This is a genomic window from Streptomyces sp. NPDC026515 (assembly GCF_055567595.1).
The window spans coordinates 33,810-60,443 of the sequence record NZ_JBVHQD010000033.1; the positions used below are offsets into that span (position 1 = coordinate 33,810).

A 26,634-nucleotide genomic window follows, 5' to 3' on the forward strand; every position below is an offset into this window, starting at 1 on the left:
TTCATCGGCCGCCCACCCACACCGGTGGTGCCTCACTTCACCGACCCCGCCATGACTCCCTGCACGAAGTGCCGCTGGAAGGCGAAGAACACCACCAACGGAACCACCAGCGACACGAACGCGCCGGGTGCCAGGACGTCGATGTTGCTGCCGAACTGCCGTATCTGTGACTGGAGTTGCACGGTCAGCGGCTGGGAGGAGCTGTCCGCGAAGAGAAGGGCCACCAGCATGTCGTTCCACACCCACAGGAACTGGAAGATGGCGAGGCTGGCGATGGCCGGGCGGCCCACCGGCAGGACCAGCTGGACGAAGATGCGCCACTCGGTGCCGCCGTCCATGCGGGCCGCCTCCAGCATCTCCTTCGGCATCTCGGCGAAGTAGTTGCGCAGGAGGAACACCGCGAACGGCAGGCCGTAGGCGACGTGGAACAGCACGACGCCGGGGATGGTGCCGAACAGGCCCAGTTCGCCGAAGAGCTTCGCGACCGGCAGGAGGCCGATCTGGACGGGGACCACCAGAAGGGCGACGACGACGAGGAAGATGCCGTCGCGGCCGGGGAAGTCGAGCCAGGCGAAGGCGTAACCGGCAAGGGCCGCGATGACCACGACCAGGAACGTCGCCGGTACCGAGATGAGCACCGTGTTCCACAGCGACTGCATCATGCCGGAGTTCTTCAGCAGCGCCGTGTAGTTGTCGACGGACAGCTGGCCGGGGCTGGCGAGGGCGGTCCACCAGCCGCCCTTGGCCGTGTCCTGGGCCGAGCGCAGCGACGACACCAGGAGTCCCGCGAGTGGGGTGAGCCAGACCAGGCCGGTCACCACGAGGAAGGCCTGGACCAGGCTGTTGCCCAGGCCGCGCCGGATCGCGTTCATCGCTGGCTCCTTCGGAAGCGGCGGACGTTGAAGGCCATGGCCGGGATGACCAGGAGCAGCAGGAGCACACCCAGTGCGCTGCCGAGGCCCTGGTTGTTGCCGCCGCCGAACGACACCAGCCACATCTGCGTGGCGAGGACGGTCGCGTCCTCCTGCACCGGGCCGGGCGCGATGATGTAGACGAGGTCGAAGACCTTCATCACGTTGATGACGAGGGTCACGAAGACGACGGTGAGGACGGGGGCCAGCAGGGGCACGGTGATGCGCCGGAAGATCTGCCACTCGTTGGCCCCGTCCATGCGTGCCGCCTCCAGGGCGTCTCGTGGCAGGGCCGCGAGTCCGGCGCCTATGAGGACCATGGCGAAGCCGGTCCAGATCCACAGGTAGGCGCCGATGATGGCCGGGGTGACGAGGGCCGGGCCGAGCCAGGACACGCCCTGGTAGGGCTGGGCGAAGTTGGAGGCGGGCAGTTTCACCGCGTAGGTGCCGGATTTGAGGCCGGTGAAGCTGTAGGAGCCGTCCGCGGCGGTGGTCGTGCTCGCGGCGGTCCGCCCGTCGGTGTCGACGGCCTCGACGCGCATGCCGGGCAGTCCGTTCTCCTTGCGGTCGACGACGCCCTGCTTGCCTCCGCCGCCGGGGGTGAAGTCGAGGTACACGACTCCGGTGACCTCGCCGGCCGCGGCCGTGCGCTGGGCGGCGGGGTAGGCGGGCCGTGCGCCGCCGGGGATGTCGGCGGGGGCGATGCCGACCATCCCGAAGTCCACGGCCGTGCCCGCCGACACGCGGTCGCTGGTGAGGTAGGAGCCGTCGGGGCTCGCGGTCAGGCCGTGTCCGTCGCGGGCCCTCGCGGTGGGGTAGGCGGAGGTGTGCTTGAAGGCGTCGTGGACGCTGACGACGGCCGCGTTGAGCACGCCCTTGGACGGGTCCTCGTCGTAGGCGAGCCGGAAGATGATGCCGGCGGCCAGGAACGAGACGGCCATGGGCATGAACAGCAGCAGCTTGAACGCGGTCGCCCAGCGGACCTTCTCCACCAGGACGGCCAGGACTAGGCCGAGGCCGGTCAGCAGGGTGGGCGCGACCACGACCCAGATGGCCGTGTTCCGTACGGCCTTGAGGGTGGCCGGGTCGCGGAACATCTCGGTGTAGTTGTCGGCGCCGACGAAGCGGGTGCCCGAAGCGTCGAAGAAGCTGCGGCCGACGGAAAAGAGCACGGGGTAGACGACGAGGGCGCCGAGCAGGAGCAGCGCGGGGAAAACGAACAGGACGGCGCCGAGGCGTGCCCGCCGCCGCGAGCGGCGGGCACGTTCGGCGGGTCCGGTGGACGGTGGGCTCACCGTCTCCTCGACCAGGGTGGATGTCATGGTCCGTCAGCCCTTGTAGGCCTTGGCCGCGGCGGCTTCCAGCTTGGCCGCGGTGCCCTTGGCGTCGGAGGGGTCGCGCAGGAAGTCCTGGAGGAGCTTCCACTCGCCGGCACCCTTGGTGCCGCCGAAGGCGGCGGGGGCCTGGTCGGACATGTCGAAGCGGACGGAGTCACCGGCGTCGACGAGGGACTTGGCGGTGGCGCGGGTGACGTCGTCGCTGTAGGAGCTGAGAGGGAGGTTCTTGTTCGGGGACAGGTAGCCGCCCGCCTTGGCCCAGACGGCCGACGCCTCGGGGGTGGCCAGGTACTCGAGGAGCTTCATGCCGGCCTTGGCGTTCTTGCCGTCCTTGAGGACGACGGCGGCGTCGCCGCCGCTGACGACCGGGGCGGTGCCGCCGTCGACCGCGGGGAAGGGGAAGAAGTCGGCATCCTTGCCGATGGTCTTCTTGAACTGGTCGTGGGCGACGCCGGCGACGAAGTCGCCCTCGTAGACCATGCCGGCGTCGGGCTTGGGGCCGAAGACCTTCTCCACCGAGCTCGGGAAGTCGGTGTTGAGAGCCTCCTTCTCGCCGCCGGCGACGAGCTCCTTGTCCTTGAAGAGCTTGCCGAGGGTGTCGAGGGCCTTGACCACGGAGGCGTCGGTCCACTTGAGCTGGTGGGTGGCGAGGGCGTCGTACTTCTCTGGGCCGGCCTGGGAGAGGTAGATGTTCTCGAACCAGTCGGTGAGAGTCCAGCCGTCCTGTCCGGCGACCGAGAAGGCCGACAGGCCGGAGTCGGAGATCGTGTGACCGACCTTGAGCATGTCGTCGTACGAGGTCGGAGGCTTGACGCCCGCCTGCTGGAAGGCATCGGGGCTGTACCAGACCGTCGACTTGTGGGCGGCCTTGAAGTAGAGGCCGTAGAGGGTGCCGTCGACGCTGCCGTACTTCTTCCACACGGGGGCGTAGCCGGAGTCGACGGACTTCTGGGTGGTGGCCGACAGGGGGGTGAGCCAGCCCTGCTTCGCGAACTGCTGGAGGACGCCGACCTGCGGGACCATGACGACGTCGGGCGCGTTGCCGCCTTCGATCTTGCTGCCGACGACGGTGGAGACGTTGTCGCCGGTGGACACGAACTGCGTCTTGGCGCCGGTCTTGGCGCTGAACGCGTCGAGCACCTTCTGGAAGTTCTCCTGCTCGGTGCCGGACCAGACACCGGCCACAGTGACGGTCTGGCCGCTGAGCCCCTTGTCACCGCCGCCCGCGGAGACGGGGTCGCTGTTGCCGCAGGCGGTCGCGCCGAGCGCGAGGATGAGGGCGGTACAGCCTGTGAGCAGGGTCGTACGTCGTCGCATCATCGTTGATGTCCCTTCGAGTGCTGGTAACTGCCGAATGTTCAGAGGTCGTTGATCCACCAGGCGGCGGTCGATCCGGGGAGGACGCCGGTCGGACAGGGGCCGCTGGCGAGAAGAGGGGTGCCGGGGATCGGTGCGGGCACGGGTGCGGTGCCGAAGTTGACGGCGCAGACGAGGCCGTCGCCGCGGACGAAGGCGAGGACGCCTGGGTCGGTGTCCAGCCAGCGCAGTGAGCCTTCGCCCAGCTGCGGCAGGGTGGCCCGCAGTTGGAGGCCGTCGCGGTAGAGGTGCCAGAAGGAGCGGGTGTCGGCGAGGGCCCGGTCGGTGGCGTACTGGGCGAAGTAGTCGGGCTGTGGCAGCCAGGGTCGGGCGCTTTCGGTTCCGGAGGTGAAGCCGAAGGGGGAGGCCTGGCCGGACCAGGGCAGTGGGACTCGGCAGCCGTCGCGGACGCGGTCCCGGCTGCCGGTGCGCCGGAAGATCGGGTCGGTGAGCACGTCGTCGGGCAGATCGATGACTTCGGGGAGGCCGAGCTCCTCGCCCTGGTAGATGTACGCGGCGCCGGGCAGCGCGAGCATGAGCAGGGCGGCGGCGCGGGCGCGGGCGGGGCCGAGGCCGCTGCCCTCCGGTGTGGGTTCGCCGTAGCGGGTGACGGTGCGGACCTGGTCGTGGTTGTTGAGGACCCAGGTGACCGTGGAGCCGGTGCCGGCGATGTCCTGCATGGCGTCGGAGATGACCTTGTGGAAGGCGTCGTCGCTCCATGGCGCGCTGAGCAGGTCGAAGAAGAACGCCTGGTGGAGTTCGTCGCCGCGGACGTAGCGGGCGTGCTCGCGGGCGGTGGGAACGGAGACCTCGCCGACCAGGAGGCGTTCGGAGCCGTCGCGGGCGGTGTACTCCTCGCAGACCGCTCGCCAGTGGCGCCACACGTCGTGCACCTCGGGCTGGTTCCAGGCGAGGGGGTTGACCGAGTCGCGGGTGCGGGCGTCGGCTTCGGGGTCCGGGGAGTCGGGCAGCTCGGGGTGCTTGAAGAGGCCGGCGGCGACGTCGATGCGGAAGCCGTCGACGCCCCGGTCGAGCCAGAAGCGGAGCACGCGGTCGAACTCGGCGCCGGTCTCGGGGTTGCGCCAGTTCCAGTCGGGCTGGTCCGGCGTGAACATGTGCAGGTACCACTGGCCGGGGCGGCCGTCCGCCTCGGTGATGCGGGTCCAGGCCGGGCCGCCGAACATGGCGTGCCAGTTGTTGGGCGGTTCGGAGCCGTCGGGACCGCGGCCGTCGGCGAAGTGGAAGCGGGCGCGGGCCGGGCTGCCGGACCGCGCGGCGAGGGCCTCTTTGAACCACGGGTGCTCGGAGGAGCAGTGGTTGGGGACGATGTCGAGGAGGACCCGGATACCGAGCCGTCCGGCCGCGGCCATCAGCCGGTCGAATTCCGCGAGGTCGCCGAAGGTCGGGTCGACGTCGCAGTAGTCGGCGACGTCGTAGCCGTGGTCATGCTGCGGCGAGGGGTAGAAGGGGCTCAGCCAGATCCCGTCGACGCCGAGCTTCTTCAGGTACGGCAGGCCGGCCCGGACTCCGGCGAGGTCGCCGATGCCGTCTCCGGTGCTGTCGAGGAAGCTGCGGACGTACACCTGATAGATGACTGCGTCGCGCCACCAGCGGTGCATGTTCAACCCAGTGCCTGTCTCTATGTGCTCAGTGGTTATGCATGCATGTTAAGTAGGCGTGTCCGAAGCGTGTCAATGGAAAGTGCACGAACTACGGAACAGCGGCTCTTTTTATGCTGATATTTCAGACCGCAGGCGGCGAGTCGAGACCGTGGCGTTACCTAACAAGTAACTAAAAGAAGAGAGTCAGTGCCCTGAGATGGCGGCGAGTTCCTTCGCCAGCCGCCGGACGGCCGCGTCGGACGACTCGTGTCCGGTCATCGCGTCGTGCACCACCGCCTGCACCACGAGGCTGACCTGCTCGTAGCGCGGGCTCTTGGGGCGCGGAGCGGCACTGAGCACGCTCGCGCGCAGGGTGGGCAGATAGGGGAACCGCTCCACCAGGTCCGGGTCCGTGTAGAGCGCGGCCCGGACCGGCGGCAGCGCGCCGAGCGTGAGCACCTGGCGCTGGACCCGCTCACTGGTCAGGTACGCGATCAGCCGGGCGGCCGATTCCGGGTGCCGGGCATGGGTGTTGACCGCGAGATCGGAGCCGCCGAGCACGCTGGTTCCCGGTCCCTCGGGACCGGGCAGCCGTACGGCGCCGACCTTTCCGGCCACCGGAGAACCCGGCGCCGACGCGACGGCGTACACATAGGACCAGTTGCGCAGGAAGAGCAGCCGGCCGTCCTGGAAGGCCTGCTTGGACTCCTCTTCCTTGTAGGAGAGAGCCGCCTTGGGTATCCACCCCTCGCGCACGCCGCGTGCGAGGAAGTCGATGCCCTCGCGGGCCGCCGAAGAGTTCACCGTGACCCGGTCACCCTCGTCGCCCAGGATGGTGCCGCCCGCCGAGTACACCGCCTCGGCGGCGTTCACCGTCAGGCCCTCGTAGGGGAGGAACTGGCCGGCGTAGCCGTCCAGGCCGTACTTCGGGGCGATGGTCTTCGCGTCGTGCTCCAGCTCCGCCCAGGTCGTCGGCGGCGGCACACCCTCCTTGGCGAGGATGTCCTTGCGGTACAGCAGCAGCCCGGCGTTGGTGACGTAGGGAACGGCGTACAGCCGCCCACCGTACTCGCCCGTCTCCACGACCGGCTTGAGGAACGATGTGAGCGGGAAGCGGTTCTCGGCCAGCGGGCGTATCCATCCCGCGGCCGCGAACTCGGAGGTCCAGTTGACGTCGATGTTCAGGACGTCGAACCGGCTCCGGCCGCCGCCACGCAGATCGGTGACCATCTGGGCGTGCGTCTCGTCCGCCGAGTCCGGCAGCTCGACGAGCGTGACCCGCTCCCCGGGATGCGTACGGTTCCAGCCGTCGAGCACCGTGCCCAGATACCCGGTGAGGTCCCCCGCGGTGGCCAGCGTCAGCGGGCCGCGGCCGCCACCGGCGCCATCCCTGTCCCCCTCGTTCGAGGAGACGCATCCGGTCAGCACCACGCCGAGAACGAGGAGGCACCTACCCGCGGCCCTGATCCACCGCATAGGTTCCTCCCTGGACATGTTCCCGCCTGCGGCATCGCCACAGCCGAAGGCCATGTATACCCGTTAGGTATGGGCGATACTAGGGCCCGGGAACACATTACGAGGACAGGGAGAGTGCGGTAGTGCGTCAGCCTCTCCTTGCCCTTCTTGCCCGCGGCCCTGCCCACGGATACGAGCTGAAGCAGGGCCTTGAGCAACTGCTGGGCTCCGCGTACCCTCAGCCGAACGTCGGCCAGATCTACGTGACCCTCGGACGCCTCGAGAAGCAGGGACTCATCGAGGGCGAGGACATCGAACAGTCGAGCCGGCCCAACAAGAAGGTCTACCGCCTCACCGAGTCCGGGCAGGAAGAGCTGCGTGCCTGGTTCGAGCGGCCCGAGGACGAGCCGAGGGTGCGGGACGATTTCTTCATGAAGTTGGCGCTGGCCCCGGGGACCGGTCTCGCCGACCGGATCGCCCTCATCAACAAACAACGGCGCCAGTACCTCAACTCCATGCGCAACCTGTCCAAGCTGGCCGCCGTCGAAGACCGCGACAACCGCGTCGCCCACCTCCTGATCGAGGGCGCGATGCTGCACCTCCAGGCCGACCTCGACTGGCTGGAACGGTGCCAGGAAGAGCTGGAGGAGCTGGAGTGAGCGACAGCCCCGCTCCCGTGCTGCGCGCAGAGAACCTGATACGGACGCACTACGGCGAGAGCGGCCCGGCCCATGCCGTCCGCGGCGTCGACCTGAGCGTCCGCCGCGGCGAGTTCGTCGCCGTCACCGGCCCGTCCGGGGCGGGGAAGTCCACCCTGCTGCACCTGCTCGGCGGACTCCAGCAGCCCGACAGCGGCTCCCTCTGGCTGGACGGTGAGTGCACCGACACCTGGCGGGAGGCCCGCTGGGCGGTCGAGCGCCGCAAGCGTATCGGCATCGTCTTCCAGTTCTTCAACCTCGTCTCCAACCTCTCGGTCGCCGACAACGTGGAACTCCCCGCCCTCCTCGCCGGCGTCTCCCCCAAGCGGGCCCGAGCCGAACGAGAGGAACTGCTCGCCGAGTTGGGTATCGCAGGCAAGGAACGCAGCCTGCCGGGTGAGCTGTCCGGCGGCGAACAGCAACGTGTCGCGCTGGCCCGGGCCCTGGTCAACCATCCCCCGCTGCTGCTGGCCGACGAACTCGCCGGCAGCCTCGACAGCAAGGGCACCCGCGAGGTGATGCGGCTGCTGTCCCGCTTCCACCAGCGAGGGCAGACCATCGTCCTGGTCACCCACGACGCCCGGCTCGCCAGCGCTGCGGACCGGGTGATCAGCTTCTTCGACGGCCGGATCGCCGACGACGCCGAACTCGACAGCACGCCGTCACGCCGGCCCGGGGCCTCCGGAGTCCTCAACCTCTCCGACTGACGCGCCGACCCGTGGACGTACGACGACCCCGAAAGGGATGGATCTCATGCGCGCCACCTTGCGCTGGGCACACTCCGATCTGCGCACCCACCGCGGGGAAGCACTCTTCCTGGTGCTCGCCACCGCCGGCATCGTCATGTCCCTGCTGCTGGCCACCGCGCTGTTCGGCTACGCCACCAATCCCTGGCAGCGCACGTTCACCCAGGCCCGCGGGGCACACGTCTGGCTCCACACCGGTTCCGCCACCGACCTCGGCAAGCTGACCGGCGTGGACGGGATCGAAGCAGTCGCCGGCCCCTACGCCACGAGCGAGACGAGCCTCGTCACCCGCAGCACCCCCGCGGCCGTGGAACTGCGGGCCACCTCCGAGCTCCCCCGCGTGGGGCGTCCCCTCCTGACCGCGGGACACTGGCTCGACCCGGGCACCCCCCACGGCGTGGTCCTGGAGAGCAGCCTGGCCCGGGCTCTGCTCGCCGGCGCCGGTGACACCCTGACCCTGCCCGGCGGCGGAAGGCTCACGGTCGTCGGGGTCGCCGACAGCCCTGAGGACCGCTACCGCCCCGGCGAGCAGCCCGGCCTCGTCTGGGCCCTGCCCGCCGCCGTGACACACCCCACCGGCCAGGTCATCGGCCTGCGCCTGGTCGACCCCGCGGACACCGACTATGCCGTCCAGCGCGCCGTCACCCTGCTGGGCGCCGGTGCCATCGGCGAGGTCTCCACCTGGCAGCAGGCACGCGCCGAGGCACAGGGTGACAACCGGCTGCTCGGCCAGGTGCTCGGCCTGTTCGGTCTGGGCGCGCTGATCGCGGCGGGCTTCGCCGTGCACGGGGCGATCGCCACCCGCATCCGCGGCCATCTGCGGGACATATCCGTCCTCAAGGCGATCGGATTCACACCCAGCCAGGTCGTCCGTGTCTTCCTCTGCCAGCACATCGCCTACGCCCTGTTCGGCGCGCTGGCCGCGGCGGCCGTGACCGAGACCGTGGGCGGTCACGTCCCAGGCCGTCTGGGTGACGCCGTCCGCATGTGGCGCATCCTGCCGGGCCATGCGGTGGCCCAGTTCGCCATCCCGGCGGGAGCCGTGCTGTTCATCGCGGCGACGACCGGACTGGCCGCGTGGCGGGCGGGCCGGGTGCCGCCGGTACCGGGTGTCAGGCCCACACCTCCGGCGCGGTCGGGCCCCGCGCGGGCGGCGGGCCCGGTTCCCCGCCGGGGCGCGCGGGCGGCCGCCCGCCGGGCCCTGCAGCCGCTGGTCGCCTCCGCCCGGTCCGGGGGACCGCTGTCCGCGGTGATGCGGCGCGCGATCGGCATCGGTGTGCCGGCCGGCCTGGTGCTCGGCTGGCACGCGGCCGTCGCGCGGCCAGTGCGGTCCTTGACCACGGTGGCACGCCTCGCGCTGCCCCTGCTGCTGATCGTCGTGGCCATGAGCGCGTGGACCACCCTCGACCGCTTCCACAGCGAGCCGCAGAAGATCGGTGTCCCGGCCGGCCTGACCGTCCACCCACGCCAGGGGTCCGGCGACGCGGATGTGCGCGGCCTGCTGCGCCGCGATCCGCAGGTCGCCGCCGTCTACCCGGGCGTGGAGGTGGCCGCGCTGGTCCCGGGCCAGACGGCCACCATCGCCCTGCGTGGCCTGGGCACCGCCCGCTCCCCCTACCCCTACGCCGTCGCCGAGGGCCGCTCCCCCAGCGCCAGTGACGAGGCCGTCGTCGGCCAGGGCCTGCTCGACCTGCTGAACGTGCGGATCGGCGACTGGGTGCGCATGACCGTCGGCGACCAGCCGCAGATCCTGCACATCGTGGGCCGCAGCATCGAACCCGAGAACGCCGGCCGCGTCATCTCCACCTCGCTCGACACCCTGCGTGAGAACGACCCGCGCATCACCCCGGCGCTCTACCAGCTGCGCCTGCGGCCCGGCGCGAACCCGCACACTGTGGCCGAGCGACTGACCGCGGCGGGCCGCGACGACCTCGACGTGGTCGCGGCGACCAACCCGGCCGACGAGCTCTCGCCGCTGCGCGGGGTCGTGCCCGGACTCGTTCTCGTTCTTGCGCTGATCGGCCTGATCGAGCTGCTCACGGCCATCGGCGGCTCGGTCCGCGAGAGCGAGCGCGACCTGTTGGCGCTGAAGGCCATCGGCCTGTCCCCGCGCCAGATCACCGCGGTCACGATGACGGCCACGGGGTGCACGGCGCTCGCCGCCTTCCTCGCAGCGGCCGCCGTCGGCGTGCCGCTGGCGCGGTGGCTGATCGACCAGCAGGGCGTGTCCAGCGGTATCGGGGCGGGCATCGCCCAGGGTCCCCCGGCAACGCTGCTGGTGCTGCTCGGGGCCGCCACCGTGCTGGGCGCGGCCGCTCTCGCGGCGCTGCCGGCGGCACGCGCGGCACGGCGGCGGCTGGCGGACACCCTGGCCGCGGTCGCCTGAACCGGGCGGGTGAGGGCCGGGGCCGACCGGACGCAGGGCTCAGGGCTCAGGGCTCAGGGCTCAGGGCTCAGGGCAGATCCTGCTCCGACCAGATCGATTTTCCCGATCCGGTGTACCGGTAGCCCCACCGCTGAGATGCCTGGGCCACGAGGAACAGGCCGCGCCCGCCTTCGTCCGTGGTCCTCGCATGGCGTAGACGCGGCGAGGTGCTGCTGCCGTCGATCACTTCGCAGATGAGCGCGCTGTGCCGGATCATGCGGAGCCGGATCGGCGGGGAGCCGTAGCGCATGGCGTTGGTGACGAGTTCACTGACGATGAGTTCCGTGGTGAACTGCAGCTCGCTCAGGTTCCACTCCTTGAGCCGGCGATTGGCGAGGGAGCGGGCCTGGCGCACCTCCGCCGGATCATCCGGGATGTCCCAGACGGCGACGTCGGAGGCCGGGAATGATGTCGACCGGACGAGTAGAAGGGCGACATCGTCCTCCAGGGGGCGGGAGAGCAGGGCGTCGACCGCTGCGTCGCACAGTTCCTCCAGGGACGCCTCCACGTCGCGCAGGACCGAGTGCAGCCGGGCCACGCCCGCGTCCATGTCCTTGTCACGGTCCTCGACGAGACCGTCGGTGAAGAAGGCCAGCAGGGTGCCGTCGGGACAGGGGATCTCGGCGGCCTCGAAGGGGGTGTCGCCCACTCCCAGCGCGGAACCCATCGGAAGACCGGGCGCGGAGATGGTGCCGTCAGGCCGCATGATCACCGGTGCGGGATGGCCCGCGCGGGCGATCGTGCAGGTCTGGGCGACAGGGTCGTAGACGGCGTACAGGCAGGTCGCACCGTGGGTTCCCCCGGGACTCGGGTCGCCATCGGCGGTGGCCCCGCAGGCCGGCTGCTCCCGGCACAGGCTCGTGACGAAGTCGTCCAGATGCGCCAGGAGTTCGTCCGGAGGCAGGTCCATGGCGGCGAGCGTGTGGACGGCGGCCCGCAGGCGGCCCATGTCCGCGGCCGCGTTGACGCCGTGTCCCACCACATCGCCGACGACCAGGGCGACCCGCGCCCCGGAAAGCGGGATCACGTCCACCCAGTCACCGCCGACACCCGCTTCCGGGGAGGCTGGGATGTAACGCCAGGCGACCTCGACGGTCTCGTCCGGGCCAAGCCGGCCGGGCAGCAGGCTCCGCTGCAGGGACAGGGAGATCCGCCGCTCCTGCGTGAAGCGGTAGGCGGCGGCCAGTGAGGAACTCCCGTGAAAGGCGAACTCTTCGGCGAACTTGAGGTCCTCGCCGCTGAAGGGTTCGCCGTTCGCGGCCCTGATGAACGTGGCGAGGCCGAGCCTCGTACCGCCTGAGCAGAGCGGGACCGTGATCGAGGAGTGGAAGCCGTGGTCGTCGATCATCTTGGCGCGTCCGGGGGCCCCTTGCGCCCATGCGCCCGCCATGGGGTCCAGCGGGGATTCCAAGATTCCCTCGCCGGTGGTGAGACTGTGCGTGACACGGGGAGAAGACCGGTACACCACGGGGCTGCCGGTACCACCCAGAGTGGTCGCGCACACCTCGCTGCCGGCCCTGTGTCCGGCATGCTGCAGGAAGAGGGTGTCCTCCGCGGAGGGGGCAGGAGCCTCCCTGCCCCGGACCACGGAGTCCAGGAGGTCGATGGTCACCAGGTCCGCGAAGTCGGGTACGCAGATCTCCGCCATTTCCTGGGCGGTCTGCATGAGATCCAGCTGTTTGCCGCAGGCGCGGGCCCGGCTCAGCATCTGCTCTCGCTGGCGGCTCCGCCAGCGCTCGGTGACGTCGATCACCAGATAGCACAGCCCGGTGGCTTCGCCCAGTTGATTCTCCAGACGGAAGAACGAGGCGGAGTACACGTGCTCGCCGGCCGGGTCCGACAGGGTGGGGCCGTGGTACTCGAAGTCGATCAGCGGTTCGCCGGTCTCCAGGACCCGCCGCATCTTCGGCTCGCCGGTGGCCACTTTCTCGGCCGGGAAGACCGCGCTGACGGTGCGTCCGATCCGGTCCGGCGCACCCGAGGTGCGTATCAGGGCCTCGTTCACCCACACGTATCTCAGGCTGGTGTCCATCACGGCCATGCCGACGGGCGAGTGCGAGAGCAGGCCGTCCAGCAGTGAGCGGTTCACGCCACGGAGCGCGTCGAGGCCGGGATCGGTGGCCGTCATCAGCCACTGCGCGCGGCCGGAGGCGTCCGGCATCGCGCACATGCGGACGCGCATCTCCAGATCGTGCCCGCAGGCGTGGCGGAGCAGTACGATCCCCTTCCACTCGCCACCCTGCGGGCGTGGCGGGCCATCGGCGGCAGGGGTGAGTACGGCGGCGGGGCGGCCCATTATGTCGCTCGCCCGGTAACCGAGCAGCGCCTCGGCCGCCTCTGACCAGCCGATGACGTTGCCCGATCCGTCCAGGAGGGCCACTGCCAGGTGTCCGGTGGGGTCCGCCGGCTGCTGGGGAGGAGGCACTTCTGTCATTCGGAGACGCCGCCGTCGCTTTCCGTCGAGTGGGCGTAATATCCGTCATCTGTATAAATAGTCCACCTCTGCGTCAGTCTGCATCATCAGGACCACGATCGCCACAGAGGCACCCCTGGCTCCGTACGTTCGGGGCGCTCCCGTTCGGGCGCCGAACATCGCGACCGCATCGGCCGGGGCCCGGGGCCGCGGCTCGAGCTTTCGAGGCGAGCTCGCCGATTTTCCCCAAAGGGCAGTAGTGCTGACCCTGTCGCCATTCTCCGACAGGGTTCTTCCGGTCAGAATGGACGTGGCCCGGGCGGATTACGAAAGCTCCGGATCGGATCTGCGGCCGGGCCGATACAGGAAACGCCCACCCTGGCCCTGCGGGCCCCTCTGCGCCATCGCGCGGAGGGATGGTAACGCGTCATCGATCTGATGCGTTTTTCGTTCGGAGTGGGAGTCCGGCCGTGGGCCATCAACACGTCTTTTCAGACGCCATTTTCCCCGTTCTCGCATACGTGACCGCGGGTGTGGGCTCTTTTCAAGGGTGGGCCTGCATGGCCCGCTTCCGGGCGCGCCGGACGAGGCCGGAGTGGAAGTGGCTGGCCTGCGGCTCCGTCGCGTTGGGCGCCGGCCTGTGGGGAATGCACCTGATCGCGTGGATCGGTTTCGAAGCCGGGGGAACGCCGATCGACTGCGACCGACCCCTGGCCGTGGTCTCAGGTCTGATCTGTGTCGGCTCGACGGCACTCGGTCTGCGCCTGGCGGACGTCCGGCGCACTCCGCGGGGGCTGATCGCGGCCGGCGCTGTCATGGCGGTCGGTCTCCTCGGCGCTCACGCGCTGGGCATGGCCGCCCTGGACACTCGGGCCGGGGTCCGTTCGTCCGTGGGTGCCGCCCTGGCTTCGGCTCTCCTGACCACGGTCGGCACGACGGCCGTACTGTGGCTGACGGCGACCGTCGGCTCCAGGGCAACAGCCGCCGGCGCCTCCCTGCTGGTCGGGGCGGAGCTCTGCTGTGCCCAGTACACCGATCTCGCGGCCGTGTCCGTGACCCCCGGTGTGTCGGCCGGCCGGGGTGGAGGCGTGAGCGGACCCGCCTTCATCGTCCCGCTGGCCGCCGTAATGATCCTGGTGGTCCTCACCGTGGCGTTCAACCTCCACATCACACCGGTCCGGGACGTGTACGACGAACCGGCTCGACTCATCCCGCGGGGGATGCCGTGGTGTCCGTTGCCGGACCCCGTCCACCGTGTGGGACCCGCCCCCGCCCTGCCCCTTGTCGTTCCGGTCAGTGACGAGCGACCGGCCATCGAGGCGGGTCCGGTGGTGCATGTCGGCAGGTGACACGTGGGTCCCGGCCGGTGGTGAAGGCCCGTCATGTCCCAGTCGCCGGACGCGCCGTCGCCCGACGGCCACCAGAGGAGCAGAGGCCGCCGGTCACGGCAGCGACGTCGGTGTCTGCTTCGGCCGCCCACCGCAGTGAGGAAAAAGGTTTCCCCTTTTTCATCCGGCAAGGCGGAGACGAAATGAACCCGGAGCGGCACTTGCCGACCGGCCCGGTCACGGTGGAGCGACACGTCACAAGGCACCTATACGCATGGCGTAGGCCACCGCATGGGTCCGGTTCCGCAGATTCAGACGCCTGGTCACCGCGAAGATGATGTTCTTGATGGTACGTTCGGAATAGTTGAGCTTGGCTGCGATCTCCGTGGTGTCCAAGCCCTCCGCCAATAGACGGAGAACTTCGACTTCACGTCCTTCGAACCCGCCGGGGAGAATCGACCCCGTCGGATCGCGCAACAGTGTGCGCAGTTCCTCGACCAGTGATCTCAGTAGGTCCCCGGGCATCTGCGCGCTGCCGGCCCGGCTGCTGAGCACGGCCTGCGCGATCTCCGGGAAGCCCGTCTGTGCCCGGGGCAGCACGCTGACCAGGCCGTGCCGCACGGCCCGGGCCAGTCGAGGTCTGCTGATGCGGTCGGCGACCAGCACGATACGCATCTCAGGATTGGAGGAGAGGGTCGATGCCTCTTCCATCCAGGACATGGCCTCCTCCGTCACCTCGTTCGCCAGGACCAGGACGACATCGGCGCGCCCCACTTGGTCCGGGGGCAGCAGCACCGTCCCGTCCGACCTGCGCAGGAGTACTTCCGCCCCCTGCAAGGACACCGGATCGGCCGCCCTGACGACGATCGATATCGGGGCAGGAGATTTCTCCTTGTGAGTCAACGCAGGGTCCTCCAGGATCGGCACGACGTGGTCTCGACGCACGGTCGCGATGATGTGGGGGGTGGTTCCGGGAAAAGTGCTTCACCGTGGAACCGCCGGCCGGATGGAGTCCGAGGGCCGGTGTTGGGCGCACATGTCAATGGTCGTACAACGGCGCCCGCGTGGGACGCCATTGAGGCTCTTCGTTCCGAGTGTCCGTTCCGCCGCCTTGCAGAGTCGGCTCCGTCATGTCAGTTCCGGGGGAAAATGGCCCCCGTGGCAGCCGAGTATGTTCCGGATGCCAGGAAATCGACGTCCGGGGAGGCACCCTTGCCGCCCTCGGGGCACAGGAGGGATCGCATACCCGCAGGCACGCGCGCACCGCCGTCATGACGAGCACGGATGTCTCCGCCGAGAGTGACCGAAGTGGCTACCACGGCACGTAGAGAGCCATTGGTCTGTTTCCACGACCCGCAGCGAGGTGCGCCCACCACAATCCGGCGTCCCCCGAGGTCGCCTCGGCATCTGTCGCGATGCGACGGCCGTGTGTGAACCCTTGTGCGTCGGCGCGCAGTTGCACTACCGCATCAGGCGCATTCCCGTACATGCCCACCGTCGTTCCACGCGACAATCCTTGCTCGTTCCGAGGGACCATACAACCGCTCTTGGCCGCTGCCACGCACAAGGCGACCCCCGATAATGAGAGTTGCCCTTTGAGGCGTCTTCGTTGCGCGATCGACCAAACAGTATGGTTACCCGAAAGTACGATTGAACTGATCCGGACAGCGTACGGCCAGGGCCGATCGGAAAATGATCAACGATCATCCGTTGTCCATTCCGGGCGGCGCTGGAGCACTCGCGTTTCTGTCGGTGACAATGCCTCCGTGACGCACCGGTTCCATAGGGGCCGGCCTGCGACCGACTCATGGTTGCATTCCAAAATCGGCAGGGGAGGCCGACTCGACGCGTACGAGGCCCGCGCCGACGCGTGGACGTGCCTTCCACGCACGCGTACAACATCGCGTGTCATCCACCGGACGCAGGGCAGGCCCTTAGTTCCTGTGGCCATCGTGACCGCGACCGGTCCCGAGCCTGTGCCGCTCGCGGAGCTCGTGCAGCTGGGCGCGGTCCTTCGCCGTAAGGTTCCCGTGGGTGTGGAACACGACCCGCTCGCGCAGGCCGGGCCCCAGCCGCTCCAGCACCAGGGCCAGGCTCTGGCACAGGCCCTCGTCCAACGCACGCTCTGGGGAAACGAGTTCGATGGCCAGCGTGTCACGGGAGGGTGCCCGCACCGCGGCGGCGTACGGCGGTGGGCTGCCGCACGGTCCGACCCACAGGCCTGCCGCGGTCACGACCACTCTCCCGGCTGCGGTGGGTCCCGGCGCGATCCGATCGGTCGTAGCCCCGAGGGCGGGCGGCATCCGGCACTCCGTCACGCGTACGGCGTCTTCGAGGCCCGCTCCGGCCGGTGAGCAGACGCCCGTACGCGCGAACGGGCGCCAGAATTCGCCGGCGGCGTCGGCCATGCCGAGTTCCGCCGCGGCGTCCGCCGACGCCGCCTCCCGCGACCTGACGCCGTCGATCGGGGGTGCCCCCACGGCCAGTCTACGGCGGCAGGGGTGCCCGACGGTCCGCCGGTGGGCGGGGAGGGTGGTCTTCCCATCGGCGGGGAGGGAGTTGCGCGGGTGGGTGCTGGCCGGGCACTGGTTCGGATACGGCGTGACAGCCACCCCCGATGGCCCGCGCCGCGTCGTGATCCTTGCCCGGCACGTGTTCACCCGCCCGCCCGGTGTCGGGTGGGCGGCGTTGCTGCGGGAGGCCACCGGGTGGACGGAGCCCGATCGGTGCGGCGTCGACTGGGCCGCGACGGAGGCAGCGCTGGGCACCGCGCTGCCCGGTGACTGCAAGGACATCGTCGACGCCTTCGGCGCGGGCAGTTTCGACGAGTACCTGGACCTGCTGGTGCCTGGTGCGCTGGGCACGGATCTGGTCTCCTGGAGTCAGGGCATGGCACGGTACGCCGACCTGTACCGGCCATACCCGGTCCACCCCGCGCCTGGCGGCGTGCTCATATGGGGGACCTCCGAGCAGGAGCTGACCTTCCACTGGCTGACCGGACCGGCCGATCCCGACGACTGGCCGGTTCTGGTGCAGTACCTGGACGGTGAGTGGCAGCGCTTCGACTGCGGAACCGGCGAATTCGTGCTGCGCCTGCTCACCGACCGCACCTCGCCGTTCGCGTTCCCGCCCTCCGCCGGGCCGTTCCCCCACTGGTTCGCCTCATGGGAGCTGCCGGAGGGCCAAACCCTTGCTAACCCGGCTGTCAGCGCCGCTGACCATGCTCGGCGAAGTGTCTGGGCCGCCGGGACAGACTGCGGATCTACTGGTCACGACCCCGCTACAGATCGGTTCAGTCGTCAGCAGGCCGAGGAGCAGCACAGGGATGCGGTTGGAAAAGGCTCCATGTCGACATCACGGTGCTGTCGGCAGGTTCGCCGCCCATGTCACATCCGCCCCATGTCCGATCAGGATTTGAGGAGTTCCCAGAACCGGAAGACAGTCGAGGCGTCGAGACAGTACGTATAGCCGCTGACGTCGCTGCGGATGACCGCGTACTGCTTCGCCTGCCACAGCGGCAGCATCGGCACTCGGGCGGCCACGATGTCCTGTATCTGCTCGAAATCGGGTGCAGTGGCGGAGCGGTGACTCTCGGACGCCGTTCGCGGAAGGAGTTTCTGAGTGATGGTCGGGTTCTCGAAGTGGTTGTCCAGCACGTTGCCCGTTCCGAAGAACGGCGTCGTGAAATTGTCGGGGTCCGGATAGTCCGGAAGCCATCCCTTGACGTAGACGCCGTACTTTCCGGCGGCGATTTCCTTCTCGTACTGGCCGAACGAGACGGACTTCATCTGAGCGGCGAAGAGGCCACTGGCATTCAACTGGGCTGCGATCTGCTTGAGTTCGTCGTCCGTCGCCGGACCGTAACGGTCCGGAGTCGACCACAGGGTCAGCTTCACCTTCTCGGTGATGCCCTCCGCCCGCAGAGCGGCGGCCGCCTTCGAACGGGAGGGGTCCTCACCGTACTGGTCGAAGAAGGCGGTGTTGTGGCCGGCGATGCCGGCCGGGATGATGGAGTACAGCGGTATGGCCGTGCCCTTGTACACACGGTCGACCAGTGCGTTCCGGTCGATCAGGTAGGCGATCGCCTGACGGACGCCGAGTCGGCCCACCACCGGATCGTCCATGTTGAACACGAGATCCTGGACCTCGGCGCTGTCACCCTCGACGACGTCGATGTCATCTCGCTTGCTCCGCGAGAGACCGACGATGTCCTGCGCGCTGAGGCCGCGGTAGGCGATGTCGACGTCGCCGTCGACCAGTGCGTCCTTGAGCGTCGTGCGCTCGCCGTGGAAGAACTTCAGCGTGATGTCGGAGTTCTTGAGGTGAGCGGTTCCCTTGTACCTGCCGTTGGCCGAGAAGGTCGCCTGGTCCCTGTCGAACGAGTCCAACGTGTACGGCCCCGAACCGATCACCGAGTGGTCCTGTCGCAGCGCGTTCGACGGGTACTCGTGCCGGTCGACGATGGATCCGGCGCCTGAGGCAATCTTGCTCGGGAAGGTGGCGTCAGGCGTGTTGAGCCGGAAAACCACCGTCCTGTCGTCCGGCGCTTCGACCCGCTGAAGTGATTGGAACATCACAGCCGGCCCCGCCGGATCGTCGATCTTGCGCAGCCGGTCGAAGGAGAACTTCACATCCTGCGCGGTCAGCGAATCACCGTTGCTGAAGTGAAGTCCGTCCTTGAGCGTACAGCGATAGACCTGGCTTCGGTCGTCGGTGAAGGAACACTTGTCCGCGGCATCGGGCTCCGGCTCCGTAATCCCGTTGGGAAAGCTGAGCAGCGACTGGAACACGTTGTTGAAAAGCAGCCATGAACCTGGGTCGTAACCGGAGGCCGGATCGGTCGCCAGAATATCGTCGGACATTCCCACGACCATGTGCGGACCGTCAGAGGGACCGACCCCTGGACCGCATCCGGTCAAAAAGGAGAACGCCACTCCAAGGAGGGCAGGCAAAATCATCCACCTGCTGCGCTTGCTCACTCGAGATGCCTTCTTCATGTTCAATTTCCATGTGCTGCTTGCCGGGGGAGCGACATGAAGCCGAATACGAGGCCCGGTGGCTCTGACGCAGCCGCAGATAGCACGGGGTTTCTACCAGCTGTGAGCACGGAAAAATGAAGCGGAAAGACCGATCAGGATCGTTTGGGCAGCAAGTGGTGACGCGCAGGCAGCCTACGGGGCCGAACGGCTACGACACAGAACAATCGTGGTAGGCATGAGTTTCGACGGAGCCTGCAGGACGGCAGCGCGATACGCTGCGCCGCGGACATGGCCAACCGCCGCATCGCGACCCACAGCGGTGCGACGGACACGAACCACAGCCCCCGGGTGCCTGCGTCAGCGCACCGCCTTCTGCCCTGTGGGGCCGACCGCGAACCACTTGCCGTCGACTCCCTGGCCGTTCAGGTCACCGGCCCCGGAATCGCCGGAGAAGCGGTAGACGGGCCAGCCCCCCACGGTGACCTGGACCTTGCCGTCGGCCCGGCGGACGGCTCCGACATCCTTCGGGTTCACGCCCGCCAGGTAGACGTTGCCGCCGTCCTTGATGATGACCGGGGGCCACTTCGTGGCGCAGGCGTCGTTGCAGTTGGACTCGCCCGAACCGGCGCTGTCGCCGTCGAAGCGGTAGAGCGCCGCCTGGTTGATGTTGATCAGGTGGGGTGCCGCAAGGTCGGGTGAGGTCACCGCCGACAGCTGGACCCACTTGGGCGGCGTCTCCTGGACCGCCGTGCCCACCACCGTGCCACCGGTTCCGTTGAGGCCGGCGTCCCTGGCGGTGGAGTCGACCACCTGGAGTGCCGAGTTGCCCGCACCGCCCTGCGCGGGCGCCGCGGTCGCGGGAGCCGCGGACGACGTGGCCGGAGCGGGAGTGGACGGCGCCGAGCTGTCACCGATCTGGATCACCTTGCCGCATGCACTCAGGCTCACCAGCCCGCAGACAGCGAGAACGGTGGCGGCGGAGGCACGGCGGGTTGCGGTGCCGTGGGACAGCAGGCCGCTGAAGAACGAGGTCATGCCCGAGACACGACACAGGCCCCGGGAAAGGTTCAACGCCCGGCCCCGCCCACCACCGCTGTGCTCCCCGGTGAACATTCCACCGCCCCCGCGTCGTGGGTCTCGTACAGAGCAGCCCTTACGCGCAGGATCGGGAGCCCGCAGTGTCGTCGAACGTGAACGTCCCCGGGGACGAGCTCAAAGAGGCCCAGGAGAGGCTGGACTTCGTACACAACAACATCGACATCGGACACCACACGTTCGACTTCGATGCGGCTTTCGGCCCTGAGCTGTCCCGCGGTGCCGCGCAGAATTTCGAGGACCGCTGGGAGGACGGCAAGCACCAGTTGCAGAAGCAGGTGGAGGGCATCCGGGACGCCATCCAGCAGATCCTGGACGCCTTCGAGAAGACCGACCGGGACGCGGCCGCTCATCTCGACGGCGGGTCCGGCACGTGAGACCCCCGACGGACACGGTGAAGGACGGACGATGAGTACGGCACAGCGTTTTCTGCTGGACATCCCCGATCAGTGGGACCAGTTCGATCTGAGCGGTGAGGAGTTGGCACAGGTCCGCGCGCGGGCGCTGGCCTCGACCGACGATCCTCGCGCGAAGGCCGAGATCAACGACATGTTCCGGCAGGGCCGGGAGGTGACCCGGGCGGCCCGGCGTTACGGAGCGCTGCTGGCGTCGGGCACGGCGACCATGTATCCCGAGGGTCTGTTCATGGCGTACGGCATGGTCTTCGCCGTCACCACGCCCGCCGGGCACGAGCTGACGCTGCCCGTCCTGTCGGCGCAGCTGGGTGTCTCCTCGGCCAACGGCGAGGTACCCAAGGACCGTGTCATCACCTCGGTGAAGGTCCCCCATGTCGGCCCCGCGGCACGCGTCACCGGCACCGAGGTGACCCGGCTGACCGGGGACATCGGCGTCAAGCTGCTGACGATGCACACGATGATGCCGGTGCCCGGCACCACGCAGGACTTCCTCGTGGTCACCCTCGCCAGCCCCAACCTGCCGCTGAAGAACGAGGTGTACGACCTCTTCGACGCCATCACCGGCACGTTCCGCTTTCTGACCGCCGAAGGGAAGCAGGTCCCCGCACAAGTGGGTTCCGATGCCTGACCACCGGCCGCCGTGGTGACCCGGCGGACCCGCCTCTTGACGTCACCGCGGGGCGGCCGCCTTCGTTCGGCCGCCCCGCGGCAGAGGCCGTAGCCCCTCCCCCGAGAAGGTGAGGGGGACACGAGGAGGGGCTCCCCCACGGGGCACGACGGAGCCCCTCCGGCTTTTCTCACATGCCGGCTCCCAGGTACGGCACCTGGACGCTTCTGAGGGTTCCGTCGCCGAGGTGGATCAGGCCGCGGCCCGGCTGCGGGGCCTGCCCGACCAGACCCCGGGTCAGCTTCACGCCGATGACCTCGCCGTCGCTCAGGCCCTGCGGGGACAGGAGCATGCCGCTGCGGTTGCGCTTGACCTGCCCCATCCACCCGGCCAGGGACAGCGAAAGCGACTCGGCGTTGCCCGCCACGAGCACGCCCCAGCCAGTGCCGGCGCCACCGCGCGCGAGCAGCGCGAGATCGGAGTCGATCTCGGCTCCCATGAACAGTTCGGCGTCGTCGACGACGATGACGCCGTACTCCTGCGAGACGTTGTTCAGCGCCTGCCGGAAGTCGCCCACCGGCACGTCGGCGTCGGTGAACACGGACACCACTCCGGGCCTGCCCTGGAGGGTACGCAGCGGTGAACGCCTCGGGGCCAGCACGATGAGCCCGGTGCCGGCCGCGAGCAGCGACTCGGACGCGGTGAGCAGGGCGGTGCTGCGGCCGGTGCGCGGCGGTCCGGCGATCACGAAGGTGGGGACGTCCGTGAGGTCGGGGCCCAGCGAGGTGAGGGTGTCGCCGCCGACGGCGACCAGGGGCCGCATCGGTCCGGCCTGCGGGTGCAGGGGGAGGGCGTCGGCGTACGAGATCCGCTCGGGCAGCACGTCGAGCCTGATCGGCCGGCGGGCAGCCGGCACCGCGCTCTCCCGCGAGGCCAGTTCCTGGCCGAGCGCCGCGAGGACCTGGGCCTGGGCGGTACCCGCCAGGTCTTCGCCGAGGACCGCGATCTGCGCCTCACTCAGATCCTGGGTGCGGATGCCGCGTCCGGGCTCCGGATCAGTCGGAGCGGACTTGGTGGGGATGCCGACGCTGGAGTAGTCCTGCCGGTCGTTGAGCCTGAGGACGATCTTGTCCTCGGTGGTGCCGGAGAAGCGGCTGCCGCCGAGCACCCGGTCGCCCGCGAGCACGACGTGGATGCCCACGCCCGCCCCGTCGCGCAGCAGCCGCAGCAGCCGTTCCATGTAGCTGCCGTTGTCGTAGGAGGTGAACTCGCGCTCGAAGACCTCGAATCGGTCGACCATCAGCACGATGTGCGGAAGCCTCTCGGGCGCGGGCCGGCCGCGGCGCAGCTCGGTCAGGTCGGCCGTACCGCGGGCACCCAGGACGCTCTGACGGAGGGTGAGTTCGCTGCCGAGCCGGTCCATGAGGCGGCCGAGGCGCTCGATCTGGGTGCGGTCGACGACCGCACCGCAGTGCGGCAGCGACGTCAGCACGTTGAGGGCGCCGTTGCCGCAGTCGATACCGTACAGGTGCACGTCGTCGGCTCCGTGGGCCTGGCCGAGCGCCGCGGCCAGAGTGCGCAGCGTCTGGGAGCGCCCGCTGCGAGGGGAGCCGATGACATGCAGGTGGCCCGCCCGGTCGAGGTCGAACGTGAGCGGTGCGCGGGACTGCTGGGCGGGCAGGTCGACCATGCCGTACGCGACAGGGGCCAGGGCCGCCTCGCGTTCGGCGGCGGGCTTCGGCGCGGGCGGCACCGTCCACGTCAGCACGCCGGGCAGCGCGGGCAGCCAGGGGCTGGGCTGACGCGGCACACCGGAGAGGGCGGCCGCCTCCGCGACCGCACCCGCGAGCACCGCGAGGTCGGTGACCGCCTCGCTCTGCGCGGCCGCGGAACCTCCGCGTGAACGCGCCCTGGGCAGCGGACCGCCGAGGTCCCGCCACGGCACGGGCACGGCGTCCACGGCCACCGGCGCCCCGGTGGCGGGCAGGCCGCCGGGTCGGCGGCCGCCTACGCGTCCGGACTGGAACGGCAGCAGTGCCGACGGCCCCAGGCGGGCATAGGCGCGGCCCGGGTTCGCCGGGGAGATGTCGCCGGAGTCGGGAGCGTCGATGATGTCGCGGCTCTCGCTCGTGTCGGTGGTGCGCAGGGCGATACGGAGGTTGGTGTTGGCGCGGATGTCCGGGGTTACCGCGCCACCCGGCCGCTGGGTGGCGAGCACCAGATGGATGCCGAGGGACCGGCCGCGCTGGGCGATGTTGACCAGCCCGGAGATGAAGTCGGGCAGTTCGCGGACCATCGAGGCGAACTCGTCGATGACGAGGAGCAGTCGGGGCAGCGGGGGAAGGACGTTGCCGCCACGCGAGCGCTTGTCGAGGTAGTCCTCGATGTCCTTGGCGCCCGCCTGGGCCAACTGTGTCTCGCGGCGGCGCAGTTCGGCGCCCAGAGAGATCAGTGCCCGCTCCACGAGCCGGGTGTCCAGGTCGGTGACCAGGCCGACGGTGTGCGGCAGGTCGGCGCACTCGGCGAAGGCGCTGCCGCCCTTGTAGTCGACGAGGACGAAGGTCATCTCGTCGGGCCGGTTGACCACCGCGAGCGTGGCGACGAGCGTCTGGAGGAGTTCGGACTTGCCGGAGCCGGTGGTGCCGGCGATCAGCGCGTGCGGGCCGTCGCGCACCAGGTCGACGGCGAACTCGCCGTCGTAGCCGACGCCCAGCACGGCCCTGGTCGAACGGCCGCCCAGGGACCATCCGGCCGCAAGGGCCTGCGCGGTGGGCGGTTCGATGTCCAGCAGGTCCAGCAGGCGTACGGAGCCGGGCAGCGCACTCTCGTCGCTGTCGCCGACGCCCCGCAACGGGGCCAGCGCACGGGCGAACCGGTCGTACCAGTCCCCCTCGGGGAAGTCGCTGCGCACGTTCTCCAGGGCGGCGGAACCGGTGCGGACCTTGGCCGTGGTGGCGTCGACGCCGGTGACGACGACGGCACCGCATTCCTCGGGCAGCAGCCGCTCCTCCCGGTCGATGCAGATGGTGTAGACACCCACGGCCGGGCCGTCGCGCAGCACTCCGATCACTCCTGGCAGGGAGCGGGCGCGGCGGGCCTCCTGCAGGACGACGAGGATGTCGGGGTAGCCGTTGGCTCCGCCCCGTGTGACCTCCGGTCCGGCTGCGCCGCGGGCCGCGACGATCTGGCCGAGCTCACCGATGCGGCGGGCCAGCGAGTCGGCGGTGCTGCCGACCAGGGCGTAGGCGTCCTCGCCCTGCGCCTGGGTGTGCGGCAGCCAGCGCGTCCAGGACCAGTCGTCCTCGCCGGACGGTCCGGCGAGGATGACGATGCGCAGGTCCGTTGGGCTGTGCAGGGCGGCGGCCTGGGCGGTCAGCCATCCGGCCTGGCGGGTCGCGCCGGGCCCGGCGACACCCGCGACGCCGACGCGGCGCAGCGGGAGCGCGACGGGCACCTGGTTCAGCCACGGCACGGTGTCGCGCCGGTGCTCGTCCTGCTCGGGGTCGTCGACGCTGACCGCCGACGGGAGATCGGTGGTGCCGGCGCGCACGGTCAGGAAGTCAGGGTCCCGCCAACGGCGCTCCCACAGCCGTTCCGACGGCTGTACCGCCATCCGCAGAAGTGCCGCCGGATCAGGCAGGGAGAGACGGAGGTTGTGCTGCTCCTCCAGGACGGCGGTGTCGATGTCCGCGCGTACGGCGGCCGCGGACCGGTCGTAGTCCTCCTTCGACTCCGCATACTTGAGCATCGCCTGCTTGCGGCCGCCGAACTGGGTGACCAGGGCGGCGATCGGGGAGAGCAGGGCGATGAAGACGAAGGACCACCGGTGGGTGACGAAGATGGCGATCGCGGCGCTGCCGGCGGGCAGCAGCAGGATCGGCAGGAGGGGGATGGGCCGCTTGTCGGGCTTGCGGGGCGGGCTCGGCAGCCGGAACTTCGCCCCCGCCGCGGGCGGCAGGAAGCGCGGCGGCCGGTTGAACTCCAGTCCGAGCCCGTCCTCCGCCGCGACCAACGGGGCGCGGGCCGTGCGCCGTGAGGTCAGCTCCAGCAGGATGGTGCCCACCGTGAGCTGGCTTCCCTCGCGCCACGGGGACGGTTCGCTCGCGGGCTTGCCGTCGAGCGAGGCCGCTTCCGCCGCCAGGAGCCGGGCGCTGCCGTCGAGGTGCACCCGCACCCGTGCGGCGTGGGGTGGCGCGCCCTCGGCCAGCCGGACGCGACAGCCGGGGGCGGTGCCGATGTCGTAGTCGCCGGGAACCAGGCAGTAGGTGGTGCCCGCCCCCGGGCCGGCGACGACGCGGATCTCGGTACTGCCCTCGGGCTCGGGCTCCCCTGACACGGGAGCGCCGAGCCCCAGGTCCATGCCGTCCCGTACACCCGCCGCCTGGAGTGTGCTCCCGGGGTCGACGAGCTTCGAGCCGATGTACAGAGCCTGCTCCGCCGTGGTGCCGTCGGTCCCCACGTACCCGACGGCACGTGCCAGCTCGGCCGCGAACCTGTCCGCGGTGGCGGTCGGTTCGGTCTGTACGGCGACGGTGGTGGACACCCCCTCGGCACGCGGGTCACGAACGCTGACGGTCAATCGCACTGCTCATCGTCCTTCTCGAGTAGCGGTGGGTGCGGCGCCGATCGCCGTGCGGCGAGCCGGGCTGGTGGGTCAGGACAGGGAGGAGCCGAGCTGGTTGTCGGTCTGGTCGAAGGCCTCGCCGACGGTCTTCACGTACTGGCCGATGCCCTGCAGGCCCTGGTTGACCTGCTCGAAACCCTTCGCGAACTCGTCGAAGAACGGCGAGAACTTCTGCTGCGCGGCGGGGGTGCTGTAGCCGTCGGCGAGCAGGGTGGAGATCTTGCCGCGCACCTCGTTGAGCTTGTCCTGGAGCTGGGAGAAGTCGTTGAGCAGGGCCTGCGAGGTCGACGAGGTGGTGTCGGAGTTGACGCTGTAGTTGGGCACGGAAGTACTCCTTGCTGGTGATTGATGCCGTCCATCCGTTCAGGGATGGAGAACTGGGTGTACGAGGGCTCTAGCCGCCGGCGCCGTCGCTCGAGGAGCCGGGGCGGGTGCCGGTCGGCTCCGCCCCGGGGCCGGTGGGCGAGCCCGTCTGGGGGCCGTTCACGGACCCGGCGTCCGGGCGGATCGGCGGCGCGGCATCCCCCGGGTGCGACACCGGCAACGAACCCGGATGCGACACCGACGGCGCAGATCCAGAACCGGTCGGCACGCCCGTCTGCGGACCAGCCACAGGCCCCGGAGCCGATCCGGGCGAAGACGA

General features: G+C 69.8%; 19 protein-coding genes. 7 read left to right on the forward strand and 12 right to left on the reverse strand.

Annotated elements, in window-relative coordinates; translation table 11 throughout:
• Positions 1 to 32: 32 nt before the first annotated feature.
• The 5 genes from ACZ4O3_RS41075 to ACZ4O3_RS41095 all read right to left on the reverse strand — a co-directional run bounded on the left by ACZ4O3_RS41075 (position 33) and on the right by ACZ4O3_RS41095 (position 6,681).
• Positions 33 to 872, reverse strand: a complete 840-nt coding sequence (locus tag ACZ4O3_RS41075) for a carbohydrate ABC transporter permease (protein WP_362717734.1) — start codon at positions 870 to 872, stop codon at positions 33 to 35.
• Complete coding sequence (locus ACZ4O3_RS41080; protein WP_362717731.1) at positions 869 to 2,233, reverse strand: ABC transporter permease; 1,365 nt, start codon at positions 2,231 to 2,233, stop codon at positions 869 to 871. Before ACZ4O3_RS41080 ends, ACZ4O3_RS41075 begins: the two co-directional genes overlap by 4 nt.
• Before the next feature lie 6 nt (positions 2,234 to 2,239).
• Positions 2,240 to 3,568, reverse strand: coding sequence for an ABC transporter substrate-binding protein (locus tag ACZ4O3_RS41085; RefSeq protein ID WP_362717728.1), 1,329 nt, complete (start codon positions 3,566 to 3,568; stop codon positions 2,240 to 2,242).
• Positions 3,569 to 3,606: 38 nt separating this feature from the next.
• On the reverse strand, positions 3,607 to 5,223 hold the full coding sequence (locus ACZ4O3_RS41090; protein ID WP_362717725.1) for a glycoside hydrolase family 13 protein: 1,617 nt from the start codon (positions 5,221 to 5,223) through the stop codon (positions 3,607 to 3,609).
• 186 nt (positions 5,224 to 5,409) lie between these two features.
• Positions 5,410 to 6,681 (reverse strand): ABC transporter substrate-binding protein, encoded by a 1,272-nt coding sequence (locus ACZ4O3_RS41095; protein WP_467727441.1) that lies wholly within the window; start codon positions 6,679 to 6,681, stop codon positions 5,410 to 5,412.
• 122 nt (positions 6,682 to 6,803) lie between these two features.
• On the opposite strand from ACZ4O3_RS41095, the gene ACZ4O3_RS41100 reads away from it, so the two are divergent.
• From ACZ4O3_RS41100 to ACZ4O3_RS41110, 3 genes are read left to right on the forward strand one after another with little or no spacing between them, the layout of a single operon-like run.
• Positions 6,804 to 7,319 carry a PadR family transcriptional regulator gene (locus tag ACZ4O3_RS41100; protein WP_362717719.1) on the forward strand — a complete coding sequence of 172 codons (516 nt, stop codon included), beginning with the start codon at positions 6,804 to 6,806 and terminating at the stop codon, positions 7,317 to 7,319.
• Positions 7,316 to 8,065 (forward strand): ABC transporter ATP-binding protein, encoded by a 750-nt coding sequence (locus ACZ4O3_RS41105; RefSeq protein ID WP_362717716.1) that lies wholly within the window; start codon positions 7,316 to 7,318, stop codon positions 8,063 to 8,065. The genes ACZ4O3_RS41100 and ACZ4O3_RS41105 overlap by 4 nt, the downstream gene beginning before the upstream one ends.
• A 46-nt stretch (positions 8,066 to 8,111) precedes the next feature.
• The gene (locus ACZ4O3_RS41110; RefSeq protein WP_467727444.1) at positions 8,112 to 10,490 is read left to right on the forward strand and encodes an ABC transporter permease; all 2,379 of its coding nucleotides are present in this window, start codon (positions 8,112 to 8,114) and stop codon (positions 10,488 to 10,490) included.
• Between the two features lie 67 nt (positions 10,491 to 10,557).
• Here the strand turns inward: ACZ4O3_RS41110 and ACZ4O3_RS41115 are convergent, their stop codons facing one another.
• Entirely contained in the window at positions 10,558 to 12,963 is a 2,406-nt protein-coding gene (locus ACZ4O3_RS41115) for a SpoIIE family protein phosphatase (RefSeq protein ID WP_467727446.1), read from the reverse strand.
• Between the two features lie 539 nt (positions 12,964 to 13,502).
• Here ACZ4O3_RS41115 and ACZ4O3_RS41120 point away from each other — a divergent pair.
• On the forward strand, positions 13,503 to 14,291 hold the full coding sequence (locus ACZ4O3_RS41120) for an MHYT domain-containing protein (protein ID WP_467727447.1): 789 nt from the start codon (positions 13,503 to 13,505) through the stop codon (positions 14,289 to 14,291).
• Between the two features lie 234 nt (positions 14,292 to 14,525).
• On the opposite strand, the gene ACZ4O3_RS41125 is transcribed toward ACZ4O3_RS41120, so the two are convergent.
• Together ACZ4O3_RS41125 and ACZ4O3_RS41130 are read right to left on the reverse strand one after the other, a co-directional pair.
• Complete coding sequence (locus ACZ4O3_RS41125; RefSeq protein WP_467727449.1) at positions 14,526 to 15,215, reverse strand: response regulator transcription factor; 690 nt, start codon at positions 15,213 to 15,215, stop codon at positions 14,526 to 14,528.
• Positions 15,216 to 16,204: 989 nt separating this feature from the next.
• The gene (locus ACZ4O3_RS41130) at positions 16,205 to 16,750 is read right to left on the reverse strand and encodes a hypothetical protein (RefSeq protein WP_467727451.1); all 546 of its coding nucleotides are present in this window, start codon (positions 16,748 to 16,750) and stop codon (positions 16,205 to 16,207) included.
• 91 nt (positions 16,751 to 16,841) lie between these two features.
• Between ACZ4O3_RS41130 and ACZ4O3_RS41135 the strand changes: the two genes are divergently transcribed.
• Positions 16,842 to 17,738, forward strand: coding sequence for a hypothetical protein (locus ACZ4O3_RS41135; protein ID WP_467727453.1), 897 nt, complete (start codon positions 16,842 to 16,844; stop codon positions 17,736 to 17,738).
• Here the strand turns inward: ACZ4O3_RS41135 and ACZ4O3_RS41140 are convergent.
• Together ACZ4O3_RS41140 and ACZ4O3_RS41145 are read right to left on the reverse strand one after the other, a co-directional pair.
• Positions 17,678 to 19,249, reverse strand: a complete 1,572-nt coding sequence (locus ACZ4O3_RS41140) for an ABC transporter substrate-binding protein (RefSeq protein WP_467727455.1) — start codon at positions 19,247 to 19,249, stop codon at positions 17,678 to 17,680. The genes ACZ4O3_RS41135 and ACZ4O3_RS41140 overlap by 61 nt on opposite strands.
• A 357-nt stretch (positions 19,250 to 19,606) precedes the next feature.
• The gene (locus ACZ4O3_RS41145) at positions 19,607 to 20,284 is read right to left on the reverse strand and encodes a hypothetical protein (protein WP_467727456.1); all 678 of its coding nucleotides are present in this window, start codon (positions 20,282 to 20,284) and stop codon (positions 19,607 to 19,609) included.
• A gap of 143 nt (positions 20,285 to 20,427) precedes the next feature.
• Between ACZ4O3_RS41145 and ACZ4O3_RS41150 the strand changes: the two genes are divergently transcribed.
• Positions 20,428 to 20,721, forward strand: coding sequence for a hypothetical protein (locus tag ACZ4O3_RS41150; RefSeq protein ID WP_467727457.1), 294 nt, complete (start codon positions 20,428 to 20,430; stop codon positions 20,719 to 20,721).
• 31 nt (positions 20,722 to 20,752) lie between these two features.
• A complete protein-coding gene (locus tag ACZ4O3_RS41155; RefSeq protein WP_467727458.1) occupies positions 20,753 to 21,388 on the forward strand; it encodes a hypothetical protein in 636 nt (211 codons plus the stop codon).
• 169 nt (positions 21,389 to 21,557) lie between these two features.
• On the opposite strand, the gene ACZ4O3_RS41160 is transcribed toward ACZ4O3_RS41155, so the two are convergent.
• Positions 21,558 to 25,946, reverse strand: coding sequence for an FtsK/SpoIIIE domain-containing protein (locus ACZ4O3_RS41160; RefSeq protein WP_467727459.1), 4,389 nt, complete (start codon positions 25,944 to 25,946; stop codon positions 21,558 to 21,560).
• A gap of 75 nt (positions 25,947 to 26,021) precedes the next feature.
• Positions 26,022 to 26,315 (reverse strand): WXG100 family type VII secretion target, encoded by a 294-nt coding sequence (locus ACZ4O3_RS41165; RefSeq protein ID WP_467727461.1) that lies wholly within the window; start codon positions 26,313 to 26,315, stop codon positions 26,022 to 26,024.
• Positions 26,316 to 26,634 lie beyond the last annotated feature (319 nt).

Excerpts from the sequence above, each read along its gene's own strand:
- ACZ4O3_RS41090 (WP_362717725.1), bottom strand. The coding sequence starts at position 5,223 with ATGCACCGCTGGTGGCGCGACGCAGTCATCTATCAGGTGTACGTCCGC.
- ACZ4O3_RS41120 (WP_467727447.1), top strand. The coding sequence starts at position 13,503 with ATGGCCCGCTTCCGGGCGCGCCGGACGAGGCCGGAGTGGAAGTGGCTG.
- ACZ4O3_RS41110 (WP_467727444.1), top strand. The coding sequence starts at position 8,112 with ATGCGCGCCACCTTGCGCTGGGCACACTCCGATCTGCGCACCCACCGC.
- ACZ4O3_RS41080 (WP_362717731.1), bottom strand. The coding sequence starts at position 2,233 with ATGACATCCACCCTGGTCGAGGAGACGGTGAGCCCACCGTCCACCGGA.
- ACZ4O3_RS41085 (WP_362717728.1), bottom strand. The coding sequence starts at position 3,568 with ATGATGCGACGACGTACGACCCTGCTCACAGGCTGTACCGCCCTCATC.
- ACZ4O3_RS41095 (WP_467727441.1), bottom strand. The coding sequence starts at position 6,681 with ATGCGGTGGATCAGGGCCGCGGGTAGGTGCCTCCTCGTTCTCGGCGTG.
- ACZ4O3_RS41075 (WP_362717734.1), bottom strand. The coding sequence starts at position 872 with ATGAACGCGATCCGGCGCGGCCTGGGCAACAGCCTGGTCCAGGCCTTC.
- ACZ4O3_RS41155 (WP_467727458.1), top strand. The coding sequence starts at position 20,753 with ATGAGTACGGCACAGCGTTTTCTGCTGGACATCCCCGATCAGTGGGAC.
- ACZ4O3_RS41145 (WP_467727456.1), bottom strand. The coding sequence starts at position 20,284 with ATGACCTCGTTCTTCAGCGGCCTGCTGTCCCACGGCACCGCAACCCGC.
- ACZ4O3_RS41115 (WP_467727446.1), bottom strand. The coding sequence starts at position 12,963 with ATGACAGAAGTGCCTCCTCCCCAGCAGCCGGCGGACCCCACCGGACAC.